This window comes from Bradyrhizobium septentrionale, assembly GCF_011516645.4.
Classification (GTDB): domain Bacteria; phylum Pseudomonadota; class Alphaproteobacteria; order Rhizobiales; family Xanthobacteraceae; genus Bradyrhizobium; species Bradyrhizobium septentrionale.
In genome coordinates, this window is sequence record NZ_CP088285.1 from 1052693 (window position 1) to 1067329 (window position 14637).

General features: G+C 64.8%; 13 protein-coding genes and 1 pseudogene. 6 read left to right on the plus strand and 8 right to left on the minus strand.

What is annotated here, in order from left to right; genetic code table 11:
* The first annotated feature begins 150 nt into the window (after positions 1-150).
* The gene (locus HAP48_RS06965) at positions 151-1101 is read left to right on the plus strand and encodes an aldo/keto reductase (RefSeq protein WP_166214367.1); all 951 of its coding nucleotides are present in this window, start codon (positions 151-153) and stop codon (positions 1099-1101) included.
* Between the two features lie 174 nt (positions 1102-1275).
* Positions 1276-2952 (plus strand): carbamoyltransferase family protein, encoded by a 1677-nt coding sequence (locus HAP48_RS06970; RefSeq protein ID WP_166214366.1) that lies wholly within the window; start codon positions 1276-1278, stop codon positions 2950-2952.
* Between the two features lie 73 nt (positions 2953-3025).
* Here the strand turns inward: HAP48_RS06970 and htpX are convergent, their stop codons facing one another.
* The 3 genes and pseudogenes from htpX to HAP48_RS06985 all read right to left on the minus strand — a co-directional run.
* Entirely contained in the window at positions 3026-3958 is a 933-nt protein-coding gene (htpX, locus tag HAP48_RS06975) for a zinc metalloprotease HtpX (RefSeq protein WP_166214365.1), read from the minus strand.
* Between the two features lie 265 nt (positions 3959-4223).
* The gene (locus HAP48_RS06980) at positions 4224-4616 is read right to left on the minus strand and encodes a response regulator (RefSeq protein ID WP_338028981.1); all 393 of its coding nucleotides are present in this window, start codon (positions 4614-4616) and stop codon (positions 4224-4226) included.
* Positions 4617-4663: 47 nt separating this feature from the next.
* A pseudogene (locus HAP48_RS06985) lies at positions 4664-4869 on the minus strand (hybrid sensor histidine kinase/response regulator); the annotation flags it as partial.
* Positions 4870-5080: 211 nt separating this feature from the next.
* Here HAP48_RS06985 and HAP48_RS06990 point away from each other — a divergent pair.
* The 4 genes from HAP48_RS06990 (at position 5081) to HAP48_RS07005 (ending at position 9457) form a co-directional block, all read left to right on the plus strand.
* Complete coding sequence (locus HAP48_RS06990; RefSeq protein WP_175612354.1) at positions 5081-6394, plus strand: lytic murein transglycosylase; 1314 nt, start codon at positions 5081-5083, stop codon at positions 6392-6394.
* Positions 6395-6706: 312 nt separating this feature from the next.
* Positions 6707-7210 (plus strand): DUF1993 domain-containing protein, encoded by a 504-nt coding sequence (locus HAP48_RS06995; RefSeq protein ID WP_166214364.1) that lies wholly within the window; start codon positions 6707-6709, stop codon positions 7208-7210.
* Positions 7211-7407: 197 nt separating this feature from the next.
* Complete coding sequence (locus HAP48_RS07000; protein ID WP_166214363.1) at positions 7408-8268, plus strand: SDR family NAD(P)-dependent oxidoreductase; 861 nt, start codon at positions 7408-7410, stop codon at positions 8266-8268.
* Positions 8269-8353: 85 nt separating this feature from the next.
* Entirely contained in the window at positions 8354-9457 is a 1104-nt protein-coding gene (locus HAP48_RS07005) for an alkene reductase (protein WP_166214362.1), read from the plus strand.
* Positions 9458-9649: 192 nt separating this feature from the next.
* Here HAP48_RS07005 and HAP48_RS07010 read toward each other — a convergent pair whose 3' ends face one another.
* The 5 genes from HAP48_RS07010 to HAP48_RS07030 form a co-directional block, all read right to left on the minus strand.
* A complete protein-coding gene (locus HAP48_RS07010) occupies positions 9650-11392 on the minus strand; it encodes an ABC transporter substrate-binding protein (protein WP_166216803.1) in 1743 nt (580 codons plus the stop codon).
* 115 nt (positions 11393-11507) lie between these two features.
* Positions 11508-11834 (minus strand): DUF2160 domain-containing protein, encoded by a 327-nt coding sequence (locus HAP48_RS07015; RefSeq protein WP_029082995.1) that lies wholly within the window; start codon positions 11832-11834, stop codon positions 11508-11510.
* A 9-nt stretch (positions 11835-11843) separates the two neighbouring features.
* Positions 11844-12650, minus strand: a complete 807-nt coding sequence (locus HAP48_RS07020; protein ID WP_029082996.1) for a carbohydrate ABC transporter permease — start codon at positions 12648-12650, stop codon at positions 11844-11846.
* A complete protein-coding gene (locus tag HAP48_RS07025) occupies positions 12650-13552 on the minus strand; it encodes a carbohydrate ABC transporter permease (protein WP_029082997.1) in 903 nt (300 codons plus the stop codon). Before HAP48_RS07025 ends, HAP48_RS07020 begins: the two co-directional genes overlap by 1 nt.
* Positions 13552-14637, minus strand: coding sequence for an ABC transporter ATP-binding protein (locus HAP48_RS07030; RefSeq protein ID WP_166214361.1), 1086 nt, complete (start codon positions 14635-14637; stop codon positions 13552-13554). The genes HAP48_RS07025 and HAP48_RS07030 overlap by 1 nt, the downstream gene beginning before the upstream one ends.

Consider the following 14637-nt stretch of genomic DNA (forward strand, 5'->3'; position numbering starts at 1 on the left):
GAGGGGCAGCCTGCCTGACCTGACGCACGAGCGAGCACGGCGCTTTGTGATGCAACCAGAGCGGTATTGGCGTCGCCCAGCGCCTTGCAAACAAAGGCGATCTGCCGCAGTGTCCGGCGCCTGCCCTCAAGAACAAGCGAAAGAAAACTCATGAAGCATCGCGCGCTCGGCCGCTCCGGCCTCACCGTCCCCTCCCTGTGCTTCGGCTGCAATGTGTTCGGCTGGACGGTCGACGAGGCCTCGTCGTTCCGCCTGCTCGACGCCGTGCTGGAGCACGGGCTGACGTTCCTGGATACGGCGGACGTCTATTCGCGCTGGGCGCCGGGCCATAGCGGCGGCGAATCCGAGACGATCATCGGCAAATGGATGAAGGCGCGCGGCAACCGCAACCGCGTCATCCTCGCCACCAAGGTCGGCCTGGACATGGGAGGCGGCAATGTCGGGCTGAAGCCGGACTACATCGCGCGCGCCGTCGAGGACTCGCTGAGGCGGCTGCAGACCGATTTCATCGACCTCTACCAGTCCCACAAGGACGATGAGACGACCCCGCAGGAAGAGACGCTGGCGGCCTACGACAGGCTGATCAAGGCCGGCAAGGTCAGGGTGATCGGCGCCTCGAATTTCTCGGCGGAGCGGCTCAAGAACGCGCTCGATATCTCCAAGGCAAACGGGCTGCCGCGCTACGAGAGCATGCAGCCCGAGTACAGCCTCGCGGAGCGAGCGAGCTACGAAGGCGCGCTGCAACGGGTGTGCGAAGAGAACGACGTCGGCGTGATCACGTTCTGGTCACTCGCCGCGGGGTTTCTGACCGGCAAGTATCGCTCGGAGGCCGATTTCGGCAAGAGCCCGCGCGGTGCGCGCAGCATTCCAAGATACATGAATCCGCGCGGCATGCGGATCCTGGCCGGCCTCGACGAGGTCGCGGCGGAAACCCGCGCCGAGCCGGCCGCGGTCGCGCTGGCCTGGCTGATGGCAAAGCCCTCGGTCACCGCGCCGATTGCCAGCGCAACCAGGCCCGAGCAGGTCGCGACGCTCGTCGCGGCGACGAAGCTCGAACTGACCAAGGACCAGGTCGGACGGCTGGACGCCGCAAGCGCATAGCGCGTTTGCGATCGGCGTGAGCTGCGGCTTTTGGTCTTCAGTGCGCAGCCTCGATACCGCCTTACTATTCCGGACAGCTTGGCTAGAGCCATTTCCGTTCCGATAAAATCGGAATCCACTTCGCTCGAAAACGCTCTGGTCTGCCGTGACGGTCAGGCGTATGGGGGAACGCAGGTGAATATCCTTGGGATCAACTCGGTGTATCACGAGTCCGCCGCCGCACTGCTCGTCGACGGCAGGCTCGTGGTGGCCGCCGAGGAGGAGCGGTTCAACCGCATCAAACACGCCAAGCCGGCCGAGTTCGACAACCCGCATCAGCTTCCCGAACGCGCGATCCGCTTTTGCCTGAACCATGCCGGGCTGACCGCGCGCGATATCGATCACGTCGCATACTCGTTCGATCCCAGGCAGCGCCGCAAGCGATATCGCGCCGAGTGGTGGGATCCGCGGCTGGAGGAGACGTTTCGGCTCCGGCTCGGTCAGGTGCCCGGCGCCATCGACGACCTGCTTGGACGTTCACTGCGGCAGCGGCTGCATTTCGTGCCTCACCATATGGCGCACGCGGCATCGGCATACTTCCCGTCGGGCTTCGATCACGCGGCGATCCTCACCATCGATGGAATCGGCGAGACCGCGGCCACCTCGCTGGCGAAGGCCGCCGGCACCCGCATCCAGACCGTCGAGACATTCGAATATCCGCTTTCGATCGGTTTCCTGTGGGAGGTGTTCAGCGGCTATCTCGGCTTCTCGCATTACGACGCGTCGAAGGTCATGGGCCTCGCGGCTTACGGCGATCCCGAGGTTTTCCGTCAGCAGTTCCAGTCGATCATGCGTGCCGATGAGGTGAACTATGGGGTGTCGCCGGAGTATCTCGGCAACAGCCCGGAGCGTCACGCCAGAATGGAAGCCGTGTTCGGCCCGGGGCGCTACGAGGACGGCGAAATCCTGCCGCGGCATGCCGACATGGCGGCCGCGTTGCAGGCGGCGACGGATGCCGCGGTCGTCGCGGCCGTCCGCCGCCTCAAGCGCAGGGTGCCATCGGACAATCTGTGTCTTGCCGGCGGCGTCGCGCTCAATTGCGTGACCAATGAACTGGTCAGGCGATCCGGCGAATTCACCAACGTGTTCATCCCTTCCGCGCCGCATGACGCGGGCACGGCGATCGGCGCTGCCTTCGCCGTGCATTGCGCAAAAAACAAACGCTCCCCCGAGCGCGGCAACGACACGCCGTATCTCGGGCCCGCATTCAAGCGGCGCGAGATTCTGGCGGCGGTCAAGTCAGCCGGGCTCAAGGCACGGCGCAGCACATCGCCGGCGCGCGATGCCGCCGACATGATCGCCGGCGGCAAGATCGTCGCCTGGTTCCAGGGCCGGATGGAGTTCGGGCCGCGCGCGCTGGGCAATCGGTCCCTGCTCGCCGATCCACGGCGGCCGGACATGCGCGATATCCTCAATCAGAAGGTCAAGCACCGGGAAGATTTCCGCCCTTTTGCACCGAGCGTGCTGGCCGAACATGCCGAGGAATGGTTCGAGGTCGGCGCGCCGACGGCCAGTCACGCCTTCATGCTGTTTGCATGTCCCGTCAAGCCCGACCGGCGCGATCTCATCCCGGCAGTCCTGCACCGCGACGGCAGCGCCCGGGTCCAGATCGTCAGCCGCAGATCAAATCCGCGCTTTCACCAGCTGATCTCCTGCTTCTTTGCCAGGACCGGCGTGCCCCTCGTCGTCAACACGTCGTTCAATGACAGCGAGCCGATCGTCTGCGCTCCCACCGACGCCATCGTCACGTTCCGCAAGTCCGGTATCGATGCGCTGTTCATGGACGATGTGGTGCTGACGGCAAAGGCGTGACGCCGCCTGCCATCGTCAGCCCAGAATCTTCAGCCCCGAATCTTCAACCCCAGAACCTTCAGCGCCAAGATCTTCAGCCCCACGGGCCGCGCTGGCCCTGCGATCCGCCCCACGGGCTGCGCGGCGGATGGCTTGCGCCGGTGGAAAGCGGCGCGGTCTGGGTGCCGAGCTCGGCGGCGAGCTGCTGCAGCGCCGCGATACGGTTCGCGGTCGAGGGGTGGGTAGCGAACAGATTGTCGACGCCGTGGCCCGACAGCGGATTGATGATGAACATATGCGCGGTGGCCGGATTGCGCTCGGCCTCTACGTTCGGCATCTGATGCGCGGCGTTCTCGATCTTCGCAAGCGCGGACGCCAGCCACATCGGCTGCCCGACGATGCGCGCGCCATAATTGTCGGCGGCATATTCGCGGGTGCGGCTGATCGCCATCTGCACCAGCGCAGCGCCGAGCGGCGCCAGGATCATCATCGCGATCGAGCCGATGATGCCGGGGCTGTTGTTGTTGCGGTTGCCGCCGAAGAACATGCCGAACTGCGCCAGCATCGAGATCGCACCGGCGATCGTCGCCGTGATCGTCATGGTCAGCGTGTCGTGATGCTTGATATGCGCAAGCTCGTGCGCGATCACGCCGGCGAGCTCCTCGCGGCTGAGCTGCTGCATCAAGCCGGTGGTGACCGCGACCGCCGCGTTCTCCGGATTGCGGCCGGTCGCGAACGCATTGGGCTGCGCTTCGTCCATCAAGAACACGCGCGGCATCGGAAGAGCGGCGCGCTGCGCGAGCTCGGCGACGAGGTCATAGAGTTCGGGTGCCGAGTGCTGGTCGACCTGATGGGCGCCGTACATCGACAGCACCATGCGATCGGAGTTCCAGTAGGTGAACAGGTTTGTCGCAGCCGCGACGATCAGCGCAATCACGGCGCCGGTGGTGCCGCCGATCAGATAGCCGACGCCCATGAACAGGGCGGTGAGGCCGGCAAGCAGGAGCGCGGTGCGGAAATAGTTCATCGTTGTTCCCTCACGGCGAGCGGAATGCTGCCACAACTGACCCGGCTGAGGTAGGGATTTTGCTGAGCGCGCCGCAAGGGGAACCAGTGCGTCGCAGCGACGCGGCGGGGATTAACGATCGGTCACCTGCGGCAGATTGTAGCCCGCATGAGCGAAGCGACATGCGGGACCACCGCCCCGGATATCGCGGAGCCTGTCATCGGGTGCGCGTTCGCGCGACCCGTTGGCTCATCCGGGCAACGGGACCTTGCCTGCTGACGAGTGCCTACCCCACCGGCTCCTGCCGCGCGAGCTGCCGCTCGCCCTCCCGCAGCGCCACCTGCAGCATGCGGGCGAGCTGGGCCCGGCTGTAGGGCTTGCCGAGGAACAGGATGCCCTGCTCGAGCTTGCCGTCCTGGTCGATGGCATTCTCGGTGTAGCCCGACGTGAACAGCACGCGCAGGCCGGGCCGCCGCTTCTGCGCCTCGGTGGCGAGCTCGCGCCCGTTCATCGCGCCGGGCATGATGACGTCGGTGAACAGCAAATCGATCGGCGCGCTGCTGTCGAGCACGGCGAGCGCTTCAGAGCCATTGTTGGCCGACAGCGTCGTGTAGCCGAGGCTCTCGATCTGGGTCAGCACATAGGAGCGCACCAGTCTGTCGTCCTCGACGACGAGCACGATTTCCTGCGCGCCGCGGACATCCGGCTGCCGCCGCTCGGGCAGGCGGCGAACGGCCAGGCCATCCAGCCGAACTGAAAATCGCGCCGCTTGGAGACCAGGATCGCCAGCGCGAACGGGATCGAGAAATACGAAGCGGCAATCAGTACGTCGGAAATCACGTGGAGCCAGATCAGCTCCGGCTCCCACAGCAGGCAGATGCCGTGCGGCGAAAACGTCGACGAATCCAAAGACGCTCGAGAAAACTCCACATGGGTCCCTCCGGGCGTGATCGATCCGCCGACACCCCCTGCCCGCGAATCACCGGCCGATCTTAGCGGCGGCTATTCACACTGCCGAAGGCCAATTGGTCTAACGGCGGCACCCCCGTTGTTGCCCGGTGTCGCCCTGGTGTATGCAGGGCGGGCCCTATCCCGATCCAGCCGGTGACATCGATGCCAGCATCTTCCCCCCGCGCCCCGATCATGATCGCTGTAGCAGCGGCGGCGCTGGCGCTCTCGACGGCCGCCTCGGCGCAGCAGCCGCTGCCCAACCCCGCAAGCCCCGCCCCGGTCAGGCCGCGCCCGGCAGTTGCCGCCTCGCCGCGAGCTGCGTCCTGCCATGCCGGGCAGAGCTTCGATCGCTTCCTCGCTGAGCTGAAGCAGAAGGCGGTGGCCGCCGGCGTCTCGCAACGCACGATCGCGGAGACCGCGCCGTACCTGATCTACGACCAGGGCATCGTCAACCGCGACCGCGGCCAGCGCGTGTTCGGGCAGATATTCACCCAGTTCGCCGGCCGCATGGCCGCGAACTACCGGATGCAACAGGGCCAGCAATACATCAAGACCTATGCGGCCGCGTTCGCGCGCGCCGAGAAGGAGTATGGCGTGCCGCCGTCGGTGATCGCCGCGTTCTGGGGACTGGAGAGCGACTTCGGCGTCCAGATGGGCAATCTGCCGACGCTGAAATCGCTGGTGTCGCTGGCCTATGATTGCCGCCGTTCGGAGATGTTCCAGGACGAGACCATCGCGGCGCTGAAGATCATCGAGCGCGGCGACCTGACGCCCGACGAGATGATCGGCTCGTGGGCCGGCGAGCTCGGCCAGACGCAATTCCTGCCGACGCACTATTTCAACTACGCCGTCGACTATGATGGCGACGGCCATCGCAATCTGCTCGCCAGCGGCCCCGACGTGATCGGCTCGACCGCGAACTACATCGCCAACGGATTGAAGTGGCGGCGCGGCGAGCCGTGGCTGCAGGAGGTGCGCGTGCCGCAGGCGACAAATTTCCCGTGGGACCAGGCCGACCTCACCGTCAAGCTGCCGCGCTCGAAATGGGCTGCGCTCGGCGTCACCACCACCGACGGCAAGCCGCTCGCCAATGACGAGATGCCGGCCTCGCTGTTGCTGCCGATGGGCCGGATGGGCCCGGCATTCCTCGCCTACGCGAATTTCGCCGCCTACACCGAGTGGAACAACTCGTTGATCTATTCGACCACCGCCGGCTATCTCGCCGGCCGCATCGCGGGCGCGCCGCCGATGCAGCGCCCGCACGCGCCGGTCGCGCAGCTGCCGTTCAACGAGATCAAGGAGCTGCAGTCGCTCTTGGCACGTGCCGGCTACGATGTCGGCAAGATCGACGGCGTGCTCGGACAGGCGAGCCGCAGCGCGGTCAAGGCGATGCAGATGAAGTACGGCCTGCCGGCGGATTCCTGGCCGACCGCGGAGCTGCTGGCGCGGATGCGCGGTGGCCGCACCCAGCCGGCCGCAGACGCCGCGGTGCCGGGGACGCGGTAGGGCGTCGTAGGACTGGCCCGAACAGTCTGCCGTGCTCTTGGACCGTCATCCTGAGGTGCGAGCCTTGCGGCGCACTCGCGCCGCTGGGCGAGCCTCGAAGGATGAATCGGCCACACTGGGGCCGTGCATCCTTCGAGGCTCGCCGAAGAGGCTCGCACCTCAGGATGACGGGACTAGGAGGGCGTCGCGTCGGCGGGAAATATTTGACCAAGTGTTACAGCCTTCCGCGGTTGTATTCTTCCCTTCGCGGCCCCATTTGCAGCATCGCCGTTCGGCAGATTTGGATTTCATCAGAACCAAGAAGAGCATCACATGTCCTTTTATGACGCCGTCGTCCCCGCCTATCTTCAGATCCTCAACAGCCTCACCGGCCTGCTCAGCAAGGCCGAGGCGCATTGCGATGCGAAGAAGATCGCGCCCGAGGTGCTGCTCGGATCGCGGCTCTATCCGGACATGCTGCCGCTGACCAAGCAGGTGCAGCTGGTCTGCGATCACGCCGCAAGGGGCTGCGCGCGGCTGACGCATAGCGAGGTGCCGTCGACGCCCGACACCGAGACCACCTTCGCCGAATTGAAGCAGCGGCTCGCCAACACGATCGACTATGTGAAGTCGTTCAAGCCGGAGCAGTTCGACGGCGGCGACGCCAAGGACGTCACCTTCCCGGTCGGCCCCGGCCGCACCATGACCCTGAAGGGCCAGCAATTCCTCAACGCGTTTTCGTTCCCGAACTTCTATTTCCACGCCGTCACCGCGCACGGCATCCTGCGCCACAACGGCGTCGAGATCGGCAAGCGCGATTTCCTCGGCGTGAGCTGACGCGCTTCCTTCGTCATTCCGGGGCGATGCGCAGCATCGAACCCGGAATCTCGAGCCACATAACCTCTGGATTCCGGGTTCTCGCTTCGCGAGCCCCGGAATGACGAGCAAACATATTCCTCACCGCGGGATTTTCGCCTCGCACGGACGGTCGTGCTACTGCTCCCTGACAACAACAAGACGTCAGGGAGCACGCCATGTCGACCACAACCCACGCACCGAAAGCCATCGATCCGTCCGCCTCGCTGCATGCGGAAGCGCTGGGACTGGCAAAGAACCACGGCCGCCTCAACGGCCGGCGCATCATCGTGGTCGGCGCGGGACAGCGCACAACCGTGGACGCTGAGCCGCCGATCGGCAACGGCCGCGCGATGAGCGTGCTGTTCGCGCGCGAGGGCGCTTCGGTCGCCTGCCTCGACGTCAACAAGGAAGGCGCCGACGACACTGTCGCGCAGATCAGCAAGGAAGGCGGCAAGGCCTTCACCGATGTGGTCGATGTATCAGACGTTGCGGCGATCGCGCCTTCGATCGAGCGCTGCGCGCAACGGCTCGGCGGGCTCGACGGGCTGGCGCTGAATGTCGGCATTTCCTCTGGCCTGTCGCTGCCCAAAATGACGGCAGAAGCCTGGGACCGCGACTATGCGGTCAATGTGCGCAGCCACATGCTGTTCGCACAGAAGGCGCTCGAGGTGATGGCGCCCGGTGGCGCGATCATCCTGATCTCCTCGATGGCAAGCCAGCGCGCCGGTGGCCGCAACCCGGCCTATGAATCCTCCAAGGCGGCGCAGATCGCACTGGGCCGGGCGATCGCGCGGGCCGGCGAGGACAAGGGCATTCGCTGCAATGTGATCGCGCCTGGCTTCATGGATACGCCGATGGGCCGCGACGCCAGCCGCAGGCGATCAGACCGCGCCGTGACAGTGCCTTTCGGCCGCCAGGGCACCGGCTGGGAGGTCGCCTATACTGCGCTGTTCCTGATTTCGAATGAATCCTCCTATGTGAACGCGCACACCCTGTTCCTCGATGCCGGCCACATGGGCGGGATTGTGCGCAGCTAACCTGCGGTGCGCGAATGCCTCGGCCATTGCGCTTGTCGTTGCAATGCACAAGTCTTCTCCATTCGTTACTCCCTGGGACATATCCATGAGCCAACCGACCAAACTCCTTGAACCCTTCAAGCTCGGCGCGCTGACGCTGCCGAACCGCCTGGTGATGGCGCCGCTGACGCGCAACCGCGCGGTGCCGCCCGGCATGGTGCCGAGCCCGCTCGCGGTGGACTATTACGGCCAGCGCGCCTCCGCCGGCCTACTGATCACCGAGGCGAGCCAGGTCTCGCAGCAGGGCCAGGGCTATCAGGACACGCCCGGCATCTATTCGAAGGAGCAGGTCGAGGCCTGGCGCAAGGTGACCGACCGCGTGCATGAGCGCGGCGGCCGCATCTTCATCCAGATCTGGCATGTCGGCCGCATCTCGCATGTCACGTTGCAGCCGAACGGCGGTGCGCCGGTAGCGCCGAGCGCGATCCGCGCCAAGGGCAAGACATTCGTCAACGGCACTTTCGCCGACGTCTCCGAGCCGCGCGCGCTCGAGCTGTCGGAAATCCCCGGGATCATCGAGGACTTCAAGCGCGGCACCGCGAATGCACTGGCTGCCGGCTTCGACGGCGTCGAGATCCACGGCGCCAACGGCTATCTGCTCGACCAGTTCGCGAGGGACAGCACCAACAAGCGCACCGATGCCTACGGCGGCGGAATCGAGAACCGCGCAAAGCTGATGCTTGAGGTTTCGAAGGTGGTCGCCGCCGAGGCCGGCGCCGATCGCACCGGCATCCGCATCTCGCCGGTGACGCCGGCAAATGACGTCTCCGACTCCAATCCGCAGCCACTGTTCGACTACATCGTCGATCAGCTCAACGCGCTGAAGCTGAGCTATATCCACGTCATCGAAGGCGCGACCGGCGGCCCGCGCGACATCGCGCCGTTCGACTACGCCTCGCTGCGCAAGCGCTTCAAGCAGGCTTACGTCGCCAACAACGGCTACGACTTCGCGCTGGCCGAGAAGGTGCTGGAAGCTGGCGCTGCCGACTTGATCGCGTTCGGCAAGCCGTTCATCTCCAACCCCGATCTGGTCGAGCGGCTCAAGGCCGGCGCCCCGCTCAACGAGTGGGACAAGGCGACCTTCTACGGTGGCGGCGCCAAGGGCTACACGGATTACCCGACGCTGAAGGCGACCGAGGCGGCGGAGTAGAGTGGACCAAAGACTGTCATGCCCCGCGAAGGCGGGGCATCCAGTATTCCAGAGACGCCAACGATTGATCGAAACGCCGCGGCGTACTGGATCGCCCGGTCAAGCCGGGCGATGACAGCGGAGAAAAGAAAAAGGCCGGGATCGCTCCCGGCCTTTTGTCGTCGTCGGATGGCGTGGGCTGGTACGCCTGCCTTACTTGGCTTCGGCGCGCTTGGGCGGGGTGGCCGGCCACGACTTGATCAGCGCGTCGTAGTCGACGGTCTCGCCCTTCGGCTTCTCGTTCGCGAGCTTGCGCTGCGGAGCGATGGTGCCGTCCTTCTCGGCCTTCTTGAACCAGAATTCGGCGGTTTCCTTCTTGTTCAGCTTCGGTCCGCAGGCGCCCTGCACACCGGACTTCTCAAGACGTTCCATCACCGAATCCTGGGCCGCGGCGAGCGCGTCCATCGCCTGCTGCGGCGTCTTGGTACCGGACGACGCATCGCCGATGTTCTGCCACCACAGCTGCGCGAGCTTCGGATAGTCGGGCACGTTGTTGCCGGTCGGGGTCCACTGCACGCGCGCGGGCGAGCGGTAGAACTCGATCAGGCCGCCGAGCTTCGGCGCACGCTCGGTGAACGACTTGTCCCAGATATCGGACTCACGGATGAAGGTGAGACCGACATGGCTCTTCTTCAGCGACACCGACTTGGAGACGATGAACTGCAGATAGAGCCAGGCCGCCTTGCGGCGATCCGGCGGGGTCGACTTCAGCAGCGTGGCGGAACCGGCGTCCTGATAGCCCAGCTTCATGCCTTCCTTCCAGTACGAGCCGTGCGGCGACGGCGCCATACGCCACTTCGGCGTACCGTCCGCGTTCATCACGGCGATGCCGGGCTTCACCATGTCCGCGGTGAAGGCGGTGTACCAGAAGATCTGCTGGGCAATGTTGCCCTGCGCAGGCACCGGGCCGGCTTCCGAGAAGGTCATGCCCTGGGCCTGCGGCGGGGCATACTTCTTCAGCCAGTCGAGGTACTTGGTGATCGAGTAGACCGCGGCCGGGCCGTTGGTATCGCCACCACGGTCGACCGAGGAGCCGACCGGACGGCAGCCTTCCATACGGATGCCCCACTCGTCGACCGGCAGGCCGTTCGGGATGCCCTTGTCGCCGTTGCCGGCCATCGACAGCCACGCGTCGGTGAACCGCCAGCCGAGCGAGGGATCCTTCTTGCCATAGTCCATGTGGCCATAGACCTTGACGCCGTTGATCTCCTTGATGTCGTTGGTGAAGAACTCGGCGATGTCTTCATAGGCCGACCAGTTCACGGGCACGCCGAGCTCGTAGCCATACTTGGCCTTGAACTTGGCCTTGTAGTCGGGGTTGGTGAACCAGTCGTAGCGGAACCAATAGAGGTTCGCGAACTGCTGGTCGGGAAGCTGATACAGCTTGCCGTCCGGCGAGGTCGTGAACGACTTGCCGATGAAGTCGTCGACGTCGAGCATCGGGTCGGTGACGTCCTTGCCCTCACCCTTCATATAGTCCGAGAGCACGATGGTCTGGCCGTAGCGGAAGTGCGTGCCGATCAGGTCGGAGTCGTTGATCCAGCCGTCATAGACATTCTTGCCGGACTGCATCTGGGTCTGCAGCTTCTCGACCACGTCACCTTCCTGGATGATGTCGTGCTTGAGCTTGATACCGGTGAGTTCGGAGAACGCCTTGGCCAGCGTCTGCGATTCATATTCGTGCGTCGTGATCGTTTCCGAAACGACGTTGATCTCCATGCCCTTGAAGGGTTCGGCGGCCTTGGCGAACCACTCGAGCTCCTTCTTCTGGTCTGCCTTCGACAGCGTCGAGGGCTGGAATTCCGCGATCCACTTCTGGATCACGGCTTCATCGGCCGCACGCGCCGGCGCGGCGACCGCCAGCGAAGCTGCGATCAGCGCGGCGGCGCTGGTCATAGTCAAAAGACTATCCTTTGTCGTCCTCAAATGTGGCATATAGTTTCCTCCGGTTGCAGCGACAAACCAAACCTCAGGCCCGGGTAGACCCCGGATCTGCTCTTCTTCGCTTTCGTCAGACGGTGCGAAAAATCGCGACGGCTGAAAGAAGCGAAATCAGCGTTGCGAGCCACAGGCTCGAAATCTCCACGCCCTCCCCGATCGGCAGCGTGAAGATCGTATCGGTGCCGACGAGGCCGATCCACAAAAGGTGGATCACCGCCGCCAGCACCAGCGAAATGAACAAACGATCGCCGCGCGTGGTCGGGATGCGCAGCACGCCGACCCGCTCGGCCTCGGGATAGACCGCCGCGAGCCAGGTCATGGCGCCGAGCGTCGAGGCCAACAGCGCGAAGAAGATCGCGGTCGGCAGCGTCCAGGCCATCCATGCGATGGATTCCATGACCCTCTCCTAGACCCGGCCGAGCGCGAAGCCGCGCGCGATGTAGTTGCGGACGAACCAGATCACCAGCGCGCCCGGAATGATGGTGAGCACGCCGGCAGCGGCGAGCAGCCCCCAGTCCATGCCCGCGGCGGAGACCGTGCGCGTCATGATCGCCGCGATCGGCTTGGTCTGCACCGAGGTCAGCGTGCGCGCCAGCAGGAGTTCGACCCAGGAGAACATGAAGCAGAAGAAGGCGGCGACCCCGATGCCGCTCGCGATCAGCGGCACCAGGATCTTGATGAAGAAACGCGGGAACGAATAGCCGTCGAGGAAGGCGGTCTCGTCGATCTCGCGCGGCACGCCGGAGACGAAGCCTTCGAGGATCCACACCGCCAGCGGCACGTTGAAGATGCAGTGCGCGAGCGCAACCGCCCATGGCGTATCGAACAGGCCGATCGCCGAATACAGGTTGAAGAACGGCAGCGCGTAGACCGCCGCCGGCGCCATGCGGTTCGACAGCAGCCAGAAGAACAGATGCTTGTCGCCGAGGAAGCGGTAGCGCGAGAACGCATAGGCCGCCGGCAACGCCACCGCGATCGAGATGATGGTGTTGAGCACGACATATTCGAGCGAATTGATGTAGCCCGAATACCAGCTCTCGTCGGTGAAGATGCGTTTGTAGTGCTGCAGCGTCGGCGTATGCGGCCACAGCGTCATCGTCGAGACGATCTCGGCGTTGGTCTTGAAGCTCATGTTGACGAGCCAGTAGATCGGCAACAGCAGGAAGATCAGGAACAGCGCCATGATCAGGCGGCGGCCGGGGATCGAATGCATCATGCCGCTCCTCCCTTGACCGGACGCTCGGCGCCGGCATTGGTCATCACGGTGTAGAACACCCAGCACACGATCAGGATGATGAGATTATAGGCCAGCGACAGCGCAGCCGCCTTGCCGAGGTCGAACTGGCCGAGCGCGATCTTGACGAGCTCGATCGAGACGAAGGTCGTGGAATTGCCCGGGCCGCCGCCGGTGACCACGAACGGCTCGGTGTAGATCATGAAACTGTCCATGAAGCGCAGCAGCACCGCGATCAGCAGCACGCGGTTCATCTTCGGCAGCTGGATCGCCTTGAACACCGCCCAGCGCGACGCGCCGTCGATCTGCGCCGCCTGGTAATAGGCGTCGGGAATCGACTTCAAGCCGGCGTAGCACAGCAGCGCGACGAGGCTGGTCCAGTGCCAGACGTCCATCACGATCACGGTGACCCAGGCGTCGAGGTCGTTGGAGACGTAGTTGTAGTTGATACCGAGGTGGTTCAGCGTATAGCCCAGCAGGCCGATATCGGGGCGGCCGAAGATCTGCCAGATGGTGCCGACCACGTTCCACGGAATCAGCAGCGGCAGAGCGAGAATGACAAGGCACGCCGCGACGCTCCAGCCCTCGCGCGGCATCGACAGCGCGACGATGATGCCGAGCGGCACCTCGATCGCGAGGATGATCGCCGAGAACAACAAATTGCGGCCGAGCGAGGCCAGGAAGCGGCCGCCGAGATCGGTCGAGGGATCGAGCAGCTCCTTGAACCAGCCGACGCCGTTCCAGAAGAACTGGTTGTTGCCGAAGGTGTCCTGCATCGAGTAGTTCACGACGGTCATCAGCGGCAGCACCGCCGAGAACGCCACCACCAGGAACACCGGCAGCACCAGGAACCAGGCTTTTTGGTTGATCGTCTTGTCCATCAGGCGACCCCTTCCACCAAATGGCTGTCGGCATAGACGTGGACGTGCGCCGGATTGAAGATCAGCCCTGCGGTATCTCCGGAGACCGAGAAGCCCGGCGGCACGCGCGCGGCGAATTTGGTGTTGCCGACGCGAACGCGGGCGAACTGGATGCGGCCGAGATCGTCGATCCGCTCGATCGTGGCCGACAGCAGGCCGGGTGCCGGCGCCGCGACATCGACGAATTCGGGCCGCACGCCGATCTCGACCTTCGCGGCCTTAGGCAGCACACCATAGTTTCGATGCAGGCCGATGACATGGCCGTCGACCCGCGCCTCGTGGCCACTGACCTCGGCGGGCACGATATTCATGCCGGGTGAGCCGATGAAATAGCCGACGAAGGTATGCGCCGGCTTGTCGAACAATTCGGCCGGCGTGCCGCTCTGCACCACGCGGCCGTCATGCATCACGACGACGGTGTCGGCAAAAGTCAGCGCCTCGGTCTGGTCGTGGGTGACATAGATCATCGTGAGGTCGAGCTCCCGATGCAGCGCCTTCAGCTTCGAGCGCAATTGCCACTTCAGTTCGGGATCGATCACCGTCAGCGGCTCGTCGAACAGCACGGCGGCGACGTCGGAGCGCACCAGGCCGCGGCCGAGCGAGATCTTCTGCTTGGCGTCGGCGGTGAGCCGGGTCGCCTTGCGGTTCAAATACGGCGTGAGATCGAGCAGATCGGCGATCTGTTTGACCCGCGCATCGACCTCGGCCTTGGCGACGCCGCGGTTCTTCAGCGGGAAGGCCAGGTTCTCGCCGACCGTCATGGTGTCGTAGATCACCGGGAACTGGAACACCTGCGCGATGTTGCGCTTCTGCGTCGACAGCGGCGTGATGTCCTGGCCGTCGAACAGGATCTTGCCGCGCGACGGGGTCACGATGCCGGAGATCAGGTTGAGCAGCGTGGTCTTGCCGCAGCCGGACGGCCCGAGCAGCGCATAGGCGCCGCCCTGCCGCCAGGTCATGGTCACGGGCTTCAGGGCGAAGGATTCCGGCGGCGCGTCATTGCCGCTGTAGGATTGTGCGAGATCGACGAGGTCAATGCGGGCCAT

Excerpts from the sequence above, each read along its gene's own strand:
- HAP48_RS07010 (WP_166216803.1), bottom strand. The coding sequence starts at position 11,392 with ATGACCAGCGCCGCCGCGCTGATCGCAGCTTCGCTGGCGGTCGCCGCG.
- HAP48_RS07030 (WP_166214361.1), bottom strand. The coding sequence starts at position 14,637 with ATGGCCCGCATTGACCTCGTCGATCTCGCACAATCCTACAGCGGCAAT.
- HAP48_RS06965 (WP_166214367.1), top strand. The coding sequence starts at position 151 with ATGAAGCATCGCGCGCTCGGCCGCTCCGGCCTCACCGTCCCCTCCCTG.
- htpX (WP_166214365.1), bottom strand. The coding sequence starts at position 3,958 with ATGAACTATTTCCGCACCGCGCTCCTGCTTGCCGGCCTCACCGCCCTG.
- HAP48_RS07005 (WP_166214362.1), top strand. The coding sequence starts at position 8,354 with ATGAGCCAACCGACCAAACTCCTTGAACCCTTCAAGCTCGGCGCGCTG.
- HAP48_RS07015 (WP_029082995.1), bottom strand. The coding sequence starts at position 11,834 with ATGGAATCCATCGCATGGATGGCCTGGACGCTGCCGACCGCGATCTTC.
- HAP48_RS07000 (WP_166214363.1), top strand. The coding sequence starts at position 7,408 with ATGTCGACCACAACCCACGCACCGAAAGCCATCGATCCGTCCGCCTCG.
- HAP48_RS07020 (WP_029082996.1), bottom strand. The coding sequence starts at position 12,650 with ATGCATTCGATCCCCGGCCGCCGCCTGATCATGGCGCTGTTCCTGATC.
- HAP48_RS07025 (WP_029082997.1), bottom strand. The coding sequence starts at position 13,552 with ATGGACAAGACGATCAACCAAAAAGCCTGGTTCCTGGTGCTGCCGGTG.
- HAP48_RS06990 (WP_175612354.1), top strand. The coding sequence starts at position 5,081 with ATGATCGCTGTAGCAGCGGCGGCGCTGGCGCTCTCGACGGCCGCCTCG.
- HAP48_RS06995 (WP_166214364.1), top strand. The coding sequence starts at position 6,707 with ATGTCCTTTTATGACGCCGTCGTCCCCGCCTATCTTCAGATCCTCAAC.